The organism is Streptomyces sp. NPDC055103 (assembly GCF_053607625.1).
Genome location: NZ_JBSGTX010000006.1, coordinates 148,493 through 165,758, shown reverse-complemented (window position 1 = coordinate 165,758; position 17,266 = coordinate 148,493). Strand labels below are relative to the sequence as shown.

Sequence of the window (17,266 nt, the reverse complement as noted above, 5' to 3'; positions counted from 1 at the left end):
CAACGTTTTAGCGTGGGGTCATGAGCGTGATCGCGAGCACGGCCGCCGGCACGGCCACCAGCTACACCATCAGCGAGGTCGCGGCCCTGACCGGCCTCTCGGCGCACACCCTGCGCTGGTACGAGCGGATCGGTCTGATGCCGCACGTCGACCGCTCGCACACCGGCCAGCGCCGCTTCAGCGAGCGCGACCTCGGCTGGCTGGGCTTCGTCGGCAAGCTGCGGCTGACCGGGATGCCGGTCGCCGACATGGTCCGGTACGCCGAACTCGTCCGCGAGGGCGATCACACCCGGGAGGAACGCCGGGAACTCCTGGAGACCACCCGCCGGGACGTCCTCGCCCGGATCACCGAACTCCAGGACACGCTCGCCGTGCTCGACATCAAGATCAGCCATTACGGGACCGTCTGCGGAGGTACACCCACATGACCAGGATCGACACCGTACGGCTCGGCGGCTCGGCCGTCGACGGCCGAGGGCCGGAGATCGGCGTCCAGGGCTTCGGCGCCATGGGCATCAGCGAGTTCTACGGCGACACCGACGAGGCCGCCGCCCGCGACACCCTCGACGCGGCCCTGGAGGCCGGCGTCACCCTCGTCGACACCGCCGACATCTACGGGAGCGGCGCCAACGAGGAGTTCCTCGCGCCCTTCGTCGCCGCCCACCGCGACGAGATCACCCTCGCCACCAAGTTCGCCATCGAACGGCGCGCCGACGACCCGGCGTACCGCGCCGTCCGCAACGACCCCGCCTACGTCAAGCGGGCCGCGGAGGACAGCCTGCGCCGGCTCGGCGTCGAGACGATCGACCTCTACTACATGCACCGCCGCGACCCCGGGGTCCCGTTCGCCGAGTCCGTCGGCGCCATGGCCGAGCTCGTCCAGGAGGGCAAGGTCCGCTTCCTGGGCCTCAGCGAGGTCACCGGGCCCGAGCTGCGCGAGGCGCACGCCGTCCACCCGATCGCCGCCCTCCAGTCGGAGTGGTCGCTCTTCTCCCGGGACGTGGAGCGCAGCGCCGTCGGCGCCGCCGCCGAGCTCGGCGTGACCCTTGTGCCGTACTCGCCGCTCGGCCGGGGCTTCCTGACGGGGGCGTTCGCGGACGCCGGCACGGACCTGTCGGGCGGCGACTTCCGCCGGCACCAGCCGCGGTTCACCGGCGAGAACGCGCAGCGGAACGCCGCCCTGCTCGACCCGGTCCGGAAGATCGCCGCCGCGCACGGCGCCACCCCGGCGCAGATCGCCCTCGCCTGGGTCCAGCAGCGCTCCGCCGTGCACGGCCTGACGGTCGTCCCGATCCCCGGCACCCGCAAGCGCTCCCGCCTGGAGGAGAACGCGGCCGCCACCCGGATCACCCTCACCGCGGCGGAGCTGTCCGAACTGGAACCGATCGCGGGCCTGGTGGCGGGCGACCGCTACCCCGACATGAGCTCCACCTCCCTGTCCCGAGAGGTCTGACACCGCGTTCACGCGAGCCCCAGGGCGAAGACCCCGAAGCCGGCCGCGAGCAGCCCCGCGAGGACGCGGCGCGCCGGCCCGGTCTTCGCCCACGGGGACTCGAAGCCCCGGGCGAACCGCCCGATGGCGACGAGCATTCCGGCGAAGACGGGCATCCAGGCCAGCCGGGCCAGGATCCAGCCGACCGAGTCCGGCGCGCCGACCAGGCCGGGGATCTCCCCGAGGTACGAGCCGGGGATCGCCGCCGCGAGCATCGCCGTCTGGTGCCAGCACAGGATCGTCATCGCGGACAGGTTGACCACCACGACCGGTGCCCACAGCGCGGGCCGCTTCAGAAGCCTGCCGAGCCGGTCGCGGAGCAGGATCGCCAGGCCGCTCTGCGCGGCGGCGAGGGCGAGGACGAGCAGCGACGGCGGGTGCGAGTTGGTGCGGGCCTCGCCGGGGACGCCGACCATGGACGCCGGGTAGCCGAACCAGACGAGCAGCGCGGCGAAGAGCGCGGCCCCGCCGAGCAGCAGTCCCCAGGCGTGCCGCCGGGTGACCCGGCCCTCGCCCCACGAGACGCCGAGCTGATAGGCGAAGAGCCAGCCGGGCAGGATGTTCAGAAGGCTCAGCCAGGACGGCACGGCGTCGGCGTACGGCCCGTACCGGAGGAAGTCGACGACGGCGACCGAGGCGAACAGCGGAGCCGCCGCCCACACCCCGAGGCGGCGGGCGACCCGGACGCAGTACGGGGTGAGCGCGGTGACCACCGTGTAGACCCCGACGAACCAGAGCGGCTGGACGACCAGGGTGGACGCCGTCCGCAGGCTGTCGACGGGCACTCGGAGCCCGAAGTGGAGCAGCGGGAGCAGCGCCGCCCACACGGCGGTGACGCCGAGCACCGGGCGGCCGAGGCGGGCCAGCCGGCCCTTGAGCCATTCACCGGTCGAGCCCTTGTGGCGCCGGTAGGAGAGGACGGAGGCGTAGCCGCCGACGAGGAAGAAGATGCCCAGCATCTGGAGGACCCAGCTGACCGGGGCGAGACCGGCGAAGGTGCCCAGCGGGCTCGCGTTGTGGATCGCGCCGTCGGAGGAGAGGGTGAAGCCGCCGAGGAGCCAGTGCCCGGTCGGCACGGCGAGCAGGGCGAGGGCGCGGAGGCCGTCGATGGCCCGGTCGCGGTGGGCGGGAGTCCCCGATTCGATCGTCGAGGCCGTCTTCCGGGCCATCGTGGCGAGGGAGCTCATCGGACGTCCCCCTCGGCGATCGCGGCGAACGCGCGCAGGGAGCTGGTCCCGGGCGCGAAGTAGCCGCCGTGGCCGTCGGCGTCCCCGGCCGGGATCCGGCGGGCCCCGAAGTCCGGGTCGGTGGGGTCGGTGCCGTGGCCGAGGCCCGCGAGCTCGACGTTCGGGATCCGGTCGATCCAGTCGGTGGGGTCCTTCGCCGCCCAGACGCGGGCGGAGGTGCCGAGCTCGGCGACGTTCGCGGCGCGCATCCCGGGGGAGCCGAAGACCACGAGGTCCTTCGCCTTGAGGTCGTGGGCGGCGAGACCGCAGACGACGGAGCCGTAGCTGTGGCAGAACACGGACGGCTCGGCCGCGCCGGCGGGCCTGACGGCCGCGAGGCCGTCCACGAACCGGGCGAGCCGGTCCGCCCCGGCCTCGGCGAGCCGGCCGGTGGCCGCGTCGAGGCCGACGCCGACGGGGGTGGTGTACCCGGCCCAGGCGACGGCGGCCGTCCGGCCGCCGGTCGCCCGGTGCAGGGCCCGTGCCATGTCCGCGAGCGGTGTGACGTGGTCGAGGTCGGTGTCGGAGCCGGGCACGATCACGGCGACGTGCTCGGCCCGCGCCAGGTCCCCGTACACGAGGGCGACCTGCCCCCGGCCGCGCGGATCGTGGGCCAGGACCCGCGCTCCGGCGAACCGGCCGTGCGCGGCACGGTCGTTGGCCGCGTACCGCAGGGCCGGGGGAGCGCCGTCGAGGTTCCCGACGACCGTCGGGTGCGTGCGGGCCAGCTCCCTCTGTCGTACGGGAGCGAGTCCCGCGAAGAACCGCGCGGTCCCGGCCGGGCTCATCCGCTCGGGGTCCGGCAGCCCGGCATCCCGCCACGCCCCCGTCCCCGCCGGGGCGCCGGTGACGGCCTCCTGGGCGTCACCGGACGCCCAGCCGGCCGTCCCGGCGATCACGGTCGCCACCACGGCCACGGTGGTCAGGGTCCTCGCGAAGCGGCGCATGACGTCGCCCTCCCTCTCCGGTTCTCGCTCTTTCGTCGGCGAGAGGAAGGTAGGAAGACGACGGGTGACGGCACGTCACACCGGAGGGCCAACCTCGGCTTGATACCGGGGTAGGGGGTGGAGGAGCAGGCAACCCCCTGGCGGGGGTGGGGTTTTCCCCCGGTCCGGGATGCGGACTCAGGTCGGCCTCAGGTCGTGCCGAACCGCGTGGGGCCTCAGGTCGTGCCGGGGGTCACCAGGCCCGACTCGTACGCGAAGACCACGGCCTGCGCGCGGTCGCGCAGGTCCAGCTTGGCGAGCACCCGCCCGATGTGGGTCTTCACCGTCTGCTCCGCGAGGACCAGGTGGTCCGCGATCTCCTGGTTCGACAGGCCCCGGGCGATCAGCTCCAGGACCTCCGTCTCGCGCGGGGTGAGGCCGTTCAGGCGCAGCGCCGTGGTGTCGCGGCGCGGGGCGGGCCGGGAGGCGGCGAAGTCGGCGATGAGACGGCGGGTCACGGACGGGGCGAGCAGCGCCTCGCCCGCCGCCACGATCCGTACCGCCGCGATGAGGTCGGCGGGCGGCGCGTCCTTCAGGAGGAAGCCGGACGCGCCGGCGCGCAGCGCCTCGTACACGTAGTCGTCCACGTCGAAGGTGGTCAGCATCAGCACCTTCGGCCGGTGCGTGACACCGGTCGGCGGGTGGAGGATCTCCCGGGCCGCCGCGAGCCCGTCGAGCTCCGGCATCCGCACGTCCATCAGCACGACGTCCGGATGCGTCGAACGGGTCACGTCCACGCCCTGCCGCCCGTCGGGCGCCTCGCCCACCACGTCGATGTCGGGCTGGGAGGCGAGCAGCGCGGCGAAACCGGCCCGCACCATGGCCTGGTCGTCGACGATGATCACGCGGATGGTCACTCGGGATCCTTGGGGTCGGGGCCGTCGGTCGAAGCGGGTCAGGGCGCCGGATCCGCCGTCAGCGGGAGCCGTGCGGCCACCCGGAAGCCGCCGTCCGGCAGCGGCCCGGTGTCCAGCGAGCCGCCCGTCAACCGTACGCGCTCCCGCATGCCGACCAGGCCGTGCCCGGTGCCGGCCGCACCGCGCTCCACCCCGGAACCCGCCTCCGCGCCGGGCGCGTTGACGACCAGGACCGTCAGCCACCCGTCGTCCGACGCCCGTACCGACACGCGGGTCGCGGCGCCCGGCGCGTGCCGGACGACGTTGGCGAGGGCCTCCTGCACGATCCGGTACGCGGACAGGTCCACCGCCTGCGGTACGTCCCCGAGGTCGGCGGCGAGCGACAGCACGGCCGGAACCCCGGCCCGCACGGTCGCCTCGACCAGCTGCTGGACCCGGTCCAGACCCGGCTGTGGGGCCCGCTCGCCCTCGCTGCCGTCGCTGCGCAGCACCGAGAGCAGCCGCCGCATCTCGGCCAGCGACTCGCGCGCGCTCGCCGCGATGGAGGTGAACTCCTCCCGGGCCGCGTCCGGGAGGTCGGGGATGCGGTACGGGGCCGAGTCCGCCTGGACGGTGATCACGGACATGTGGTGGGCGACGACGTCGTGCAGCTCGCGCGCGATCCTCGCCCGCTCCTCCAGGAGCGTGCGGCGGGAACGTTCGGCCTCGTTGATGATCTCCTGCTCGACGAGCCGCCGCTGCGCGTCGCCCCGGGCGCGTACGGCCGAGGTGAGCAGCAGCAGGACACCGCTCAGCACGAGCAGCAGCGTGTGGACGCTGGTGTCGCCGTCGGGACGGAAGACCTCCAGGACGAACCCGGCCGTGCCCGTCGCCAGCCAGACGCCGAAGAGCGCCCGGCGGGACTCGCGCAGCCCGAGCGCGACCATGAGCGCGCAGTAGCCGACGACGACCGGCGGGGTCCAGGGCCACAGGTCCGCGTGGACGCCGTCCGAGTGGACGAGGGGGAGCGCGCCGAGCACGTCCGCGGTGAAGATCACCCACCAGGCCTGGAGGGGGCGGGAGACGGCGAGCAGCAGCGGCGCGGTCTGGGCGGTGGCGAGGGCCCCGGCGAGGACGCCGTTGATGCCGTAGTCGTTGGCGAGGACGTTGATGGTGCTGGGCAGGAGCGCGGAGACGAAGGCGACGGCGACGACGTACGGCAGCAGCCGCACCCACCGCGAGGAGGCCTCGGAGAGCAGGGGCGCGCCCGGGGTGGTCGGGGTGGTGAGCGCGGCCCCGAGGCCCTGGAACAGCGCGCGGGATCGCGCGCCGGACCGGCTGAGGCGGCGGAGGGGCGGCTCGCGCCGCTGTTCGGTAGCCATGACCCGCCCAGGGTAGGCAGCGGGCACGGCGGCGGGCGTCATACCGGGGAGGGGCCGCGACCCCGTACCGGGGTATGACATCGGGCCTGGTGAGGGGCGGCTCTCCGGGCTCCGGGGCCGGAGCTCCGGGCCAGAGCTCCGGGGCCAGAGCTTCGGGGGCAGAGCTTCGGGTTCAGAGCTCCGGGTTCAGAGCTCCGCGAGGAGTTCCGCCTTCTTCGCCGAGAACTCCTCGTCCGTCACGAGCCCCGCCTGGTGCAGGTCGCCCAGGTGCCGGATCCTCTCCGCGACCGCCGCGGGGTCGCGGTGCGCGGCGTCCGGGGCGCCGGCCGGGACGGCGACGGGCACGCGGGCCCTGCCCCGGATCGCGGCGAGGACCGCCGCGGCGAAGGGGAGGGACTCGTGCACCGGCCCGAGGCCGAGACCGAAGACGACCGAGGCCGGGTCCCGGTCGGGCTGGGCGTCCCGGGGGCCGCCGTCCCGGGGCACCAGACGCAGGTACCCGTCGAGGATCTCCGGCGAGCGCCACTCGACGTCGCTGAGATCCCGTACGGAGAAGGTCTGGTCGCCCGCCTTCCACTTCTCCGAGGACGCGCCCGTCCAGGACCAGCGGAAAGCGACCTCCGACGTCCCGTCGAAACTCGCCCTCCCGTCGTACGTCTTGAAGGACTGCGGCCCCGTGGGAGCGGCCACCAGGAAGCCGTCGGCGGGCGGCACCGCCGCACCGTCCTCGCCCCCGGCCGGATCCGCCGCGTCCCACGGCAGCAGCGCCCGCAGCTCGTCCCGGTAGTACTCGGCGAGCGTCTCCCGATCCGCCGGCAGCACCAGGCGGTACGGGTCGCAGGCCTCCTTGAGCTGCCCCGCGGCCGCTTCCATCAGGGGATCGGCGCCGGGCCTCGGCACGGCGTGCAGCACGACGGTGCCCCGCTTCCCGGGCGTGAGCGTCACGGACGCCAACGCCTCGTGCGGGACTCGTCGTTCTCGTAGCGCGCTGAAAAGCTTCGGCGTGTTGCGGTTCCCCCGGTCGAAGCGGATGACGAGAGCATCGCTCTCGAACTCCCAGGTGGCATGAATTCCGGCCAGCACATCACCCATACGCCTCATCGTAAGCGGCGCGTGGCCATGCGTCGCCCCCGTGAATGGTGGGGAAAATCCGTGATCTACGCGCGTCAGGCCCCTTCTGCGCCGGATATTCCATGGTGGCAAGCGCTGTCGGCACGTGCGCAGACGAGGTCCCGGTACGAACCGACCCCTATCGCGGCGAAGTTGCCGAGGCTCTCCGTCCCCGGCTCGAAATAGCCGCTGTGGCCGAGCGCTCCGCGCGCCGAGAGCAGACGGGCGCCGAATTCCGGTTCCACCGGGTCCGCGCCGTGCCCGACCCCGCCCACCTCCAGGTGCGGCACGTCCGCGATCCAGTCGTCGGCGTCCCGCATGGCCCACACCCGCGCCGGGGTGGCGAGGTCCGCCGCGCGATCCACCCGCATGCCGGGGCTGCCGGCGACGGCCAGGTCCGTCACCCGTGCGGGCAGCCGGGGCGCGGCGAGCCCGCAGAGGACGGAGCCGTAGCTGTGGCAGAAGAGCGCCACCCGGGCGTCACCGGGCAGCGCGGAGGCCATCTCCACGAGGCGTACGGCTCCGTTGGCGGCGAGCCGGCCGGTCATCGCGTCGACGCCGACCCCGGCGGGCGCGGTGTAGTCGGCCCAGGCGATGACGGCGACCCTGGCGCCGGGGGAGGCCCGCCGCTCGGCGGCGAACAGCGACTGGGCCATGCCGGCGGGAGCCGCGTACCGGCCGTGGGTCTTCTGGAAGGTGAGCAGGGTCGTGTCGACGCCGGGCACGATCACCGAGACCCGCCGGGCCCGCTCCAGGTCGCCGAGGACCTCGGCCGCGCGCCCCTTGCCCGTCGGGTCGAAGGCGAGGACCTGGCGGCCGGGCCGCATCAGGGAGGCGAAGCGGTCGGCCCGGCGCCGCGCCTCGTGCCGGCCGTCGGCGGAGAGCCGGGAGTCGTCGACCCTGCCCCGCTCGGCGGCGAGCGCCTGGCCGAGCGTGAGCCGGTTGGCGCGGTAGCGGAGGGCGACGGGGGCGCCGTTGAGGTTGCCGACGACGAGGGGGTGCCGCTCGGCGAGCCGGAGACCGCCGGCCGGTCCCAGCCGGGCGAAGAACGCGGCGACCGCGCCGGCCGGTGTGGCGTCCGGGTCGGGCAGCGGGCGGTGGCCGACACGGTCGCGCGCCCACGCGGCGAACGCGGCCTCGCGGGACGGGCCGGGCTCGGGCCGGTGCCGGACCGTGGTCCACCCGGTCGTCGCGAGCAGCACGAACACGACGGCGAGCGCGAGGAGCGCGCGGGTCACGGCGAGGGCGGGCGAGGCATCGGCGGAGGTCACGGGCCGCCACCCTACGGGGGCCGACGCGGCTGACCCAAAGGGTGTCCCCCCGCACTTCGGAGCGGTACGGAACGCCTACGCGGCGTCGCCGGCCGGGCCCTTCCGCCAGTGGGAGGCGAGCGCCGGGCCGAGGTGGTCGAGGTACCGCTCGGTGAGGGCGCGGATGGCCTCCAGGCTCTGGTCCGTGCCCCGGACCCACATCTGGCCGGTCACCCGCATGACCCCGCTGAACGCCGCCACCGCGATCCGGGGGCGCGGGTCCTCGTCCACGTCGAGGCCCTCCCGCGCGGCGATGATCCGGCCGATCGTCTCCTCCGTCTCGGCCGAGCGGCGCAGGTGGACGGCGAGGAGCGCGGGCGTCGACTCGATCATCTGGAAGGTCAGCAGGTACAGCTCGATCGGGACGACCTCGGCGATCGCCTCGCCCGCGTGGTCCCAGGCGCTCAGGACGGCGTGCCGCAGCGCGTCGAAGGGGCCCTCGGCGGGCGGCCGCTGTTCGAGGGCGGTCACGAACAGCGTCTCCACCATGTCCTGGACGGCGAAGGCGACCTCCTCCTTGGAGGCGAAGTACCGGAAGAAGGTCCGCTGGGAGACCTCGACGGCGTCGACGATCTCGTCGACGGTCGTCCGCTCGTACCCCTGGGCGGTGAAGAGCTCCAGGGCCACCCGGATCAGCGCGTCGCGCGTGCGCTGCTTCTTCCGCTCGCGGAGCCCGGGGGCGGGGACGGCCAATTCGAATCCTCTTTTCGGGCGTTTCGTCCGACTCAGGGTACCTGTGAGCTACGTGACAGTTACCGGCGTGTGAATCGCTTTGTCAATTGTCAGTCGCTGACATTAGCTTGGTGCGCATGACTAGTCAGACCACCGTGGAAAAGGCCCCGCAGGGTCAGGGGGGCGTCCGGGAACCCGTTCCGGGCCCGGCGAAGGGACTGCGCGGCCACCCCTGGCTGACCCTGTTCGGCGTCGCCGTGGGCGTGATGATGGTCGCGCTCGACGGCACGATCGTCGCCATCGCCAACCCCGCCATCAAGACCGACCTCGGCGCCTCGCTCGCCCAGGTCCAGTGGATCACCAACGGCTACCTGCTCGCGCTCGCCGTCGCCCTGATCACCGCAGGCAAGCTCGGTGACCGCTTCGGTCACCGCCAGACCTTCCTCATCGGCATCGCCGGCTTCGCCGCCGCCTCCGGGGCGATCGGCCTGTCCGACTCGATCGGCGCCGTGATCGCCTTCCGCGTCCTCCAGGGCCTCTTCGGCGCCCTGCTGATGCCGGCCGCGCTCGGCCTGCTGCGCGCCACCTTCCCCGCCGAGAAGCTGAACATGGCCATCGGCATCTGGGGCATGGTCATCGGCGCGTCCACGGCGGGCGGCCCGATCGTCGGCGGCCTGCTCGTCGAGCACGTCAGCTGGCAGTCCGTCTTCTTCATCAACGTGCCGGTCGGCGTCGTCGCGCTCGCCCTCGGCCTGGTCATCCTCAAGGACCACCGCGCCGAGAACGCGCCGCGCTCCTTCGACATCCTCGGCATCCTGCTGCTCTCCGGCGCCATGGCCTCCCTCGTCTGGGGGCTCATCAAGGCCGGCGAGTCCTGGGGCTGGACCGGCGGCAAGACCTGGGGCTGTCTGATCGGCGCGGTGCTGCTCTTCGGGCTCTTCGCCTTCTGGGAGACCAAGGTCAAGGAGCCGCTGATCCCGCTGGGCATGTTCCGCTCCGTGCCGCTCTCGGCCGGTGTCGTCCTGATGGTCCTGATGGCCTTCGCCTTCATGGGCGGCCTGTTCTTCGTGACCTTCTACCTCCAGGGCGTGAAGGGGCTCAGCCCGGTCGACAGCGGTCTGCGCCTGCTCCCGCTGACGGCCATGATGATCGTCTCCTCGCCGCTGGCGGGCGTCCTGATCACCAAGTTCGGCCCGCGCGTGCCGCTCGTCGGCGGCATGGTCTGCACCGCCGTCTCCATGTTCGGCATGATCACGCTCTCGGCCGGCACGAGCACGCTCGTGATGTCCCTCTGGTTCGCCCTGCTCGGCCTGGGCCTCGCCCCGGTCATGGTCGGCGCCACCGAGGTCATCGTCGGCAACGCGCCGCTGGAGCTCTCCGGCGTGGCCGGTGGTCTGCAGCAGGCCGCCATGCAGGTCGGCGGCGCGCTCGGTACGGCGGTGCTCGGCGCCGTCATGTCGTCCAAGGTGGCCACGGCCTTCGAGGACAACTGGAAGGAGGCCGGCATCCCGGCCCCGGTCAACCCGCAGCTGGAGCAGGCCGCCGAGTTCGGCATGGCCCCGCCGGAGCTGGCCCAGGCACCGGGGATGACCCCCGACCTCTTCGGCAAGATCTCCGGGGTCATCCACGACACCTTCCTGGACGGCATGGGCCTGGCCTTCACCGTCGCCGGCGTCGTCGCGGTCGTCGCGGCCCTCGTCGCCACGCTCACCAAGCGCGGCGAGAACGCGGAGGCGGGCGGCATGGGCGGTCACATCTGACGCCCTTCGGGCTCGCGTAGTCGGGGTTCCCGTAGGGGGCCGTCACCCGTTCGCGTGAACGGGGGCGGCCCCTCTTCCGTTCCTCCGGTGACCTCCGGCATGCTCGTGATTACGGAGAGTGACGAAGCGGGGGTTCATCGGCATGTACACGTATACGAAGACGGTGCCGGTCACGGCGGCCACGAAGACGGTGCCGGCCACGGCGGCCACGAAGACGGTGCCGGTCGCGGCGGCCACGAAGACTGTGCGCGCCACGGCGGCCGCGACCATCCTGACCGCCCTGCTGACCGGGCTCCTGGTGGCCCCGGCTCCCGCGGCGGCCGCTCCGCCCGGGACGGCACTAGGGGCCTGCGGTCCCGGCCGGCTCTGCCTCTGGCCGAAGCCCGACTTCAAGGGCCGGACCCAGAGCCACGAGCTGGCCACCACCGACATCGAGAGCTGTGTCGCCCTGCCGCCCGGCACCTCGGCCCAGTCTCTGGCCAACCGCACGGGGCGGCCGGTCACCACGTACCAGTCCGCCGAGTGCGAGGAGACGGGGGAGTTCGAGACCTACCCGGGGCGCGGGACCTGGGTGCCGCAGACGCCCTACGAGGTCAGAGCGTTCAAGCTCTGGGAGCGGTAGGCGTGGGGACGTCCGGCGTGGAGGCGCCCGGCGTGGGGACGTCCGGCGGCCCGGCGGGGGCGGCCGCCGTCACCGGTACCGCGAGCCGTGCGACCTCCGCGCGCAGCTCGCGGACCTCCCGGGTCAGTGCCTCCAGGAGCTCGGTCTGCCTGCGCTCCACCGCGTCGTCCCGGTCGAAGCGGGAGATGAACCAGGCCGCGATGTTGGCGGTCACGACACCCAGCAGGGCGATGCCCGACAGCATCAGACCGACCGCGAGGACCCGGCCGAGGCCCGTGGTCGGGGCGTGGTCTCCGTAGCCGACCGTCGTCATCGTGGTGAAGGACCACCAGACCGCGTCCCCGAGCGTCTTGATGTTGCCGTCCGGGGCGTCCCGCTCGACATGCAGTACGGCCAGCGAGCCGAACATCATCAGCCCGACCACCGCGCCCGCCACATAGGTGGTGAGCGTTATCTGCGGGGCCATCCGGGCCCGCCGGCCCACGAGGAGGAGCGTGGAGACGAGCCGCAGCAGCCGCAGGGGCTGCACCATCGGCAGCAGGACCGCGAGCAGATCCAGGGGGTGGGAGCGGACGAAGGCCCAGCGGGCCGGGGCGAGGGCGAGCCGCACCAGATAGTCCAGGGCGAAGGCGCCCCACACCACCCACTCGACATGGGTGCACAGCCGGTGCACCCACGGGTCGGCGTCGGGAGCCACGATCGGCACGGCGTAGGCGATGCCGAAGGCCGCGGCGAGCGCCAGCAGCGGCGTCTGCGTGCGCTTTTCCCAGCTCTTCCAGCGAACCTTCATGCCGGGCATCGTAGAGAACGCCGAAGGGCGGCGAGACCACCGGTCCCACCGCCCCTCACCACCCCGTTCGTGCTACGAGACCCGCCCGATCAGGCGTCGCCGCCCGCGGCGCCCGGGTCGGCGGCGGCCACGTCGAGCAACTGGTAGCGGTCCACGGCCTGCTTCAGGGCCGACCGGTCGACCTTGCCCGCGCGGGCGAGCTCGGTCAGCACCGAGAGCACGACCGACTGGGCGTCGATGTGGAAGTAGCGGCGGGCCGCACCCCGCGTGTCCGCGAAGCCGAAGCCGTCCGCGCCCAGTGAGGTGTACGCGCCCGGCACCCAGCGGGAGATCTGGTCCGGGACCGCACGCATCCAGTCCGAGACCGCCACGAACGGGCCCTCGGCACCCTGGAGCTTGCGCGTCACGTACGGGACACGCTGCTCCTCGTCGGGGTGGAGCAGATTGTGCTCCTCGACGGCCACGGCCTCGCGCCGCAGCTCGGTCCACGAGGTCGCGGACCAGACGTCGGCCCGGACGTTCCACTCCTCGGCGAGGATCCGCTGCGCCTCGACCGCCCACGGCACGGCGACACCGGAGGCCATGATCTGCGCCGGGATCGCACCGGCTTCGGCCGGCTTGAAGCGGTGGATACCGGCGAGGATGCCCTCGACGTCCACGTCCGCCGGCTCGGCCGGGTGCTGGATCGGCTCGTTGTAGACGGTCAGGTAGTAGAAGACGTCCTCGGCGGCCGGGCCGTACATCCGGCGCAGTCCGTCCTTGACGATGTGCGCGATCTCGAAACCGAAGGCCGGGTCGTAGGCGATGCAGGCCGGGTTCGTCGAGGCGAGCAGGTGCGAGTGGCCGTCCGCGTGCTGGAGGCCCTCGCCGGTCAGCGTCGTACGGCCGGCGGTGGCGCCGAGCACGAAGCCGCGCGCCAGCTGGTCGGCCATCTGCCAGAACTGGTCGCCGGTCCGCTGGAAACCGAACATCGAGTAGAAGACGTACACCGGGATCAGCGGCTCGCCGTGCGTGGCGTACGCCGAGCCCGCGGCGATCAGCGAGGCCGTGCAGCCGGCCTCGGAGATGCCGTCGTGCAGCATCTGGCCCGTCGGCGACTCCTTGTAGGCGAGGAGGAGTTCACGGTCGACCGCCTCGTACTGCTGGCCCAGCGGGTTGTAGATCTTGGCGCTCGGGAAGAAGGCGTCCATGCCGAAGGTGCGGTACTCGTCGGGGGCGATCAGCACGAAGCGCTTGCCGATCTCCTTGTCCCGCATGAGGTCCTTCAGGATGCGGACGAAGGCCATCGTGGTGGCGATCGACTGCTGCCCGGAGCCCTTCTTGGCGGCCGCGTAGGTCTTGTCGTCGGGGAGGGCCAGCGGCTTCGCCCGCACGACACGGGTCGGTACGTACCCGCCGAGACCGTTGCGCCGGTCGTGCATGTACTGGATCTCCTCGGAGTTCCGGCCCGGGTGGTAGTACGGCGGCAGGCCGTCCTCCAACTGCCGGTCCGTCACCGGGATGTGCAGCCGGTCGCGGAAGCGCTTGAGGTCGTCGACCGTCAGCTTCTTCATCTGGTGGGTCGCGTTGCGGCCCTCGAAGTTCGGGCCCAGCGTCCAGCCCTTGACGGTCTGGGCGAGGATCACCGTCGGCTGGCCCGCGTGCGCCTTCGCCGCCGCGTAGGCCGCGTAGATCTTCTTGTGGTCGTGGCCACCGCGCCCCAGGTGCAGGATCTGCTGGTCCGACATGCCCTCGACCATCGCCCGCAGCCGGTGGTCGTCGCCGAAGAAGTGGTCGCGGATGTAGCCGCCGGTCTCCGTGGCGTACGTCTGGAACTGGCCGTCCGGCGTGGTGTTGAACTTGTTGACCAGGATGCCGTCACGGTCCTGCGCGAGCAGCGGGTCCCAGGAACGGTCCCAGATCAGCTTGACGACGTTCCAGCCGTTGCCCCGGAAGATCGACTCCAGCTCCTGGATGATCTTGCCGTTGCCGCGCACCGGACCGTCGAGCCGCTGCAGGTTGCAGTTGACGACGAACGTGAGGTTGTCCAGGCCCTCGCGCGCGGCGATGGAGAGCTGGCCGACCGACTCGACCTCGTCCATCTCGCCGTCGCCGAGGAACGCCCAGACGTGCGACTTGGAGGTGTCGGCGATGCCGCGCGCCTCCATGTACCGGTTCATCCGGGCCTGGTAGATCGCGCCGAGCGGGCCGAGGCCCATCGACACGGTCGGGAACTCCCAGAAGTCCGGCATCAGCCGGGGGTGCGGATAGGACGAAAGGCCGTTGGGGTACTTCGACTTCTCCTGGCGGAAGCCGTCGAGCTGGGTGTCGTTCAGCCGGTCCAGGAGGTAGGCGCGGGCGTAGATGCCGGGGGAGGCGTGCCCCTGGAAGAAGATCTGGTCGCCGCCGTCGCCCTCGTCCTTGCCGCGGAAGAAGTGGTTGAAGCCGACGTCGTAGAGGGAGGCCGAGGAGGCGAACGTGGCGATGTGGCCGCCGACACCGATACCGGGCCGCTGCGCGCGCGAGACCATCACGGCCGCGTTCCACCGCGTGGCGTTGAGGACCTTGCGCTCGATCTCCTCGTTGCCGGGGAAGAAGGGCTCGTCCTTGGTGGCGATGGTGTTGACGTAGTCCGTGCTGCGCATCTCGGGCACGGCCACGCGCTTCTCGCGCGCCCGCTCGATCAGGCGGAGCATGAGGTAGCGGGCCCGTTCCCGGCCACGCTCGTCGACGGCCGCGTCGAGGGAGTCGAGCCATTCCTGGGTCTCTTCCGGGTCGAAATCCGGGACCTGGCTGGGAAGGCCGCCAATGATGATCGGGTTGCGATCGGATCCGGGAGCCACGCTCTTCCTTCGCTGTTCGGGGGTGCCCACGGGCCACGAAGTGGTCGGGATGTCCATCGTGTACCCCGTCGACGCCAGACGTCACATTTACCGACGGGTAACCCCTACGAGGCCCCAGCGGTGTCCGCGCTGCCCTCCATGTGTTCGGATGTGTTCAAATCGCAACCTTACGCCCAACTCGCGCATGCGTTTCGGTCGGACGTTCGGCAGACTGAAGCTGCGGAAGTCCGTAAACCGGGATGAATCATGTGTGACTGATCACGAAGGGTGGTCAGAGCGTGCCGGAAGTTGGGGCGAGACGGCCCCAAACGTCACCGTTTCGGCGGTCTCCGAGGCCCAGTACTTGCGCGATGAGCCCCGGCACGTGTGGACTACGGCCAGCGCCGCGCGCATACGCGTGGCCCACAGCATTTACCGAATGAGCAGGAGGCAAGCCGTGAGCGCGACCGCGGACCACGCGGAGGAGCGGACCAACCCGGCAGCGAGGCTGGGGTTCGAGCCTGGCCAGGTGGTCCAGGAGATCGGCTACGACGACGACGTCGACCAGGATCTCCGTGAAGGCATCGAGTCCATCATCGGCGCCGAGCTCGTGGACGAGGAGTACGACGACGTCGCCGACGCCGTGGTCCTCTGGTTCCGCGACGAGGACGGCGATCTCACCGACGCACTGGTGGACGCCATCGGTCTTCTGGAGGACGGCGGCGTGATCTGGCTGCTGACGCCGAAGACCGGCCGTGACGGCTACATCGAGCCGAGCGATATCAACGATGCCGCGCAGACTGCTGGTCTCTCCCAGACCAAGAGCATCAGCGTCGCCAAGGACTGGGCGGGCGCCCGTCTGGTGGCCCCCAAGCGCTGATCACCATGTTGCGAGAAGCCCCCGCCGGTACGCCGGCGGGGGCTTTCGCGCACAGGCCGTAGGCTGGGCCTCACCGATTCGGCCCAGTGATCCGGGCCGGGCTCCGACGAAGGAAGCGTGGGCGATGGCGATCGAGGCCGGCACCGAGGCCCCGGAATTCGAGCTGAAGGACAACCACGGACGCACCGTGAGGCTCTCGGAGTTCCGCGGCGAGAAGAACGTGGTGCTGCTCTTCTACCCCTTCGCCTTCACCGGCGTCTGCACCGGCGAGCTGCGCGAGCTCCGGGACCACCTCCCGAAGTTCGTCAACGACGACACCCAGCTCCTCGCCGTCTCGAACGACTCGATCCACACCCTGCGCGTCTTCGCCGACCAGGAGGACCTGGACTTCCCGCTGCTCTCCGACTTCTGGAAGCACGGCGAGGCCTCCCGGGCCTACGGCGTCTTCGACGAGGAGAAGGGCTGCGCGGTGCGCGGCACCTTCATCATCGACAAGGAGGGCGTGGTCCGCTGGACCGTCGTGAACGCCCTGCCGGACGCCCGCGACCTCGGCGACTACGTCAAGGCGCTCGACGCCATCTGAGCCGGCCCGCGGCCGACACCGTCGATTCGCCGGGCGAATCGACTGTTTCGACCGGGAACCCGTCACTAGGATCCACTCGTTGATCCGATGCCAACGCACGACTGGGGCGCTGCCCCTGAAAACGTATGGAGGGACTCGTGGGAGTCAGCCTCAGCAAGGGCGGCAACGTCTCGCTGACCAAGGAGGCCCCTGGCCTCACCGCCGTGACCGTCGGTCTGGGCTGGGACGTCCGTACCACCACCGGTACGGACTTCGACCTCGACGCCAGCGCCATCCTGGTGAGCGAAGAGGGCAAGGTCCGCAACGACCAGGACTTCGTCTTCTTCAACAACCTGAAGAGCGCCGACGGCTCGGTCGAGCACACCGGTGACAACCTCACCGGCGAGGGCGAGGGCGACGACGAGCAGGTCAAGGTCAGCCTGGCGACCGTGCCGGCCGACGTGTCCAAGATCGTCTTCCCGGTCTCGATCTACGACGCCGAGAACCGCCAGCAGTCCTTCGGCCAGGTGCGCAACGCGTTCATCCGCGTCGTGAACCAGGCCGGCGGCGCCGAGATCGCCCGGTACGACCTCTCGGAGGACGCCTCCACCGAGACCGCCATGGTCTTCGGCGAGCTGTACCGCCACGGCGCGGAGTGGAAGTTCCGTGCCGTCGGTCAGGGGTATGCCTCGGGTCTCCGCGGTATCGCCGCGGACTTCGGCGTCAACGTCTGAGCCGAACCGTTCCAACCGTCCGGCGCCGGCCCTTGCCTGCGGGGGCCGGCGGTGCGGATAACCCCCGGGGTGGTCTAGGCAGGATGGGGGGAAAGGTAGCCAA

Annotated in this window: 16 protein-coding genes; 7 read left to right on the top strand and 9 right to left on the bottom strand. The window is 72.0% G+C overall.

The window, feature by feature from the left end; genetic code table 11:
* The first annotated feature begins 20 nt into the window (after window positions 1–20).
* Window positions 21–428 carry a MerR family transcriptional regulator gene (locus tag ACWFR1_RS06605; RefSeq protein WP_453547202.1) on the top strand — a complete coding sequence of 136 codons (408 nt, stop codon included), beginning with the start codon at window positions 21–23 and terminating at the stop codon, window positions 426–428.
* A complete protein-coding gene (locus ACWFR1_RS06600) occupies window positions 425–1,453 on the top strand; it encodes an aldo/keto reductase (RefSeq protein ID WP_453547200.1) in 1,029 nt (342 codons plus the stop codon). The genes ACWFR1_RS06605 and ACWFR1_RS06600 overlap by 4 nt, the downstream gene beginning before the upstream one ends.
* Before the next feature lie 8 nt (window positions 1,454–1,461).
* Here ACWFR1_RS06600 and ACWFR1_RS06595 read toward each other — a convergent pair whose 3' ends face one another.
* The 7 genes from ACWFR1_RS06595 to ACWFR1_RS06565 form a co-directional block, all read right to left on the bottom strand.
* A complete protein-coding gene (locus ACWFR1_RS06595; protein WP_453547198.1) occupies window positions 1,462–2,679 on the bottom strand; it encodes an acyltransferase family protein in 1,218 nt (405 codons plus the stop codon).
* Window positions 2,676–3,665 carry an alpha/beta hydrolase gene (locus ACWFR1_RS06590; RefSeq protein WP_453547196.1) on the bottom strand — a complete coding sequence of 330 codons (990 nt, stop codon included), beginning with the start codon at window positions 3,663–3,665 and terminating at the stop codon, window positions 2,676–2,678. The genes ACWFR1_RS06595 and ACWFR1_RS06590 overlap by 4 nt, the downstream gene beginning before the upstream one ends.
* 215 nt (window positions 3,666–3,880) lie before the next feature.
* Entirely contained in the window at window positions 3,881–4,561 is a 681-nt protein-coding gene (locus ACWFR1_RS06585) for a response regulator (RefSeq protein WP_453547194.1), read from the bottom strand.
* 38 nt (window positions 4,562–4,599) lie between these two features.
* Window positions 4,600–5,922, bottom strand: a complete 1,323-nt coding sequence (locus ACWFR1_RS06580) for a sensor histidine kinase (RefSeq protein WP_453547192.1) — start codon at window positions 5,920–5,922, stop codon at window positions 4,600–4,602.
* Between the two features lie 186 nt (window positions 5,923–6,108).
* On the bottom strand, window positions 6,109–7,014 hold the full coding sequence (locus tag ACWFR1_RS06575) for a DUF4429 domain-containing protein (protein WP_453547189.1): 906 nt from the start codon (window positions 7,012–7,014) through the stop codon (window positions 6,109–6,111).
* A gap of 74 nt (window positions 7,015–7,088) precedes the next feature.
* Window positions 7,089–8,303 carry an alpha/beta hydrolase gene (locus ACWFR1_RS06570; protein ID WP_453547188.1) on the bottom strand — a complete coding sequence of 405 codons (1,215 nt, stop codon included), beginning with the start codon at window positions 8,301–8,303 and terminating at the stop codon, window positions 7,089–7,091.
* A gap of 75 nt (window positions 8,304–8,378) precedes the next feature.
* Entirely contained in the window at window positions 8,379–9,035 is a 657-nt protein-coding gene (locus ACWFR1_RS06565) for a TetR family transcriptional regulator (protein ID WP_453547186.1), read from the bottom strand.
* Between the two features lie 116 nt (window positions 9,036–9,151).
* On the opposite strand from ACWFR1_RS06565, the gene ACWFR1_RS06560 reads away from it, so the two are divergent.
* Together ACWFR1_RS06560 and ACWFR1_RS06555 are read left to right on the top strand one after the other, a co-directional pair.
* Window positions 9,152–10,774 carry an MFS transporter gene (locus ACWFR1_RS06560; RefSeq protein WP_453547184.1) on the top strand — a complete coding sequence of 541 codons (1,623 nt, stop codon included), beginning with the start codon at window positions 9,152–9,154 and terminating at the stop codon, window positions 10,772–10,774.
* Window positions 10,775–10,916: 142 nt separating this feature from the next.
* Entirely contained in the window at window positions 10,917–11,396 is a 480-nt protein-coding gene (locus ACWFR1_RS06555) for a peptidase inhibitor family I36 protein (protein WP_453547181.1), read from the top strand.
* On the opposite strand, the gene ACWFR1_RS06550 is transcribed toward ACWFR1_RS06555, so the two are convergent.
* Both ACWFR1_RS06550 and aceE read right to left on the bottom strand, forming a co-directional pair.
* Complete coding sequence (locus ACWFR1_RS06550) at window positions 11,377–12,195, bottom strand: potassium channel family protein (protein ID WP_453547179.1); 819 nt, start codon at window positions 12,193–12,195, stop codon at window positions 11,377–11,379. The two genes, ACWFR1_RS06555 and ACWFR1_RS06550, sit on opposite strands and share 20 nt — an antisense overlap.
* A gap of 80 nt (window positions 12,196–12,275) precedes the next feature.
* Entirely contained in the window at window positions 12,276–15,008 is a 2,733-nt protein-coding gene (gene aceE / locus ACWFR1_RS06545) for a pyruvate dehydrogenase (acetyl-transferring), homodimeric type (RefSeq protein ID WP_453547177.1), read from the bottom strand.
* A gap of 436 nt (window positions 15,009–15,444) precedes the next feature.
* On the opposite strand from aceE, the gene ACWFR1_RS06540 reads away from it, so the two are divergent.
* The 3 genes from ACWFR1_RS06540 to ACWFR1_RS06530 all read left to right on the top strand — a co-directional run bounded on the left by ACWFR1_RS06540 (window position 15,445) and on the right by ACWFR1_RS06530 (window position 17,163).
* Window positions 15,445–15,867 carry a DUF3052 domain-containing protein gene (locus ACWFR1_RS06540; protein ID WP_267043389.1) on the top strand — a complete coding sequence of 141 codons (423 nt, stop codon included), beginning with the start codon at window positions 15,445–15,447 and terminating at the stop codon, window positions 15,865–15,867.
* A 124-nt stretch (window positions 15,868–15,991) separates the two neighbouring features.
* Entirely contained in the window at window positions 15,992–16,450 is a 459-nt protein-coding gene (locus ACWFR1_RS06535) for a peroxiredoxin (RefSeq protein ID WP_453547174.1), read from the top strand.
* Between the two features lie 137 nt (window positions 16,451–16,587).
* Window positions 16,588–17,163 (top strand): TerD family protein, encoded by a 576-nt coding sequence (locus ACWFR1_RS06530; RefSeq protein ID WP_024761283.1) that lies wholly within the window; start codon window positions 16,588–16,590, stop codon window positions 17,161–17,163.
* Window positions 17,164–17,266 lie beyond the last annotated feature (103 nt).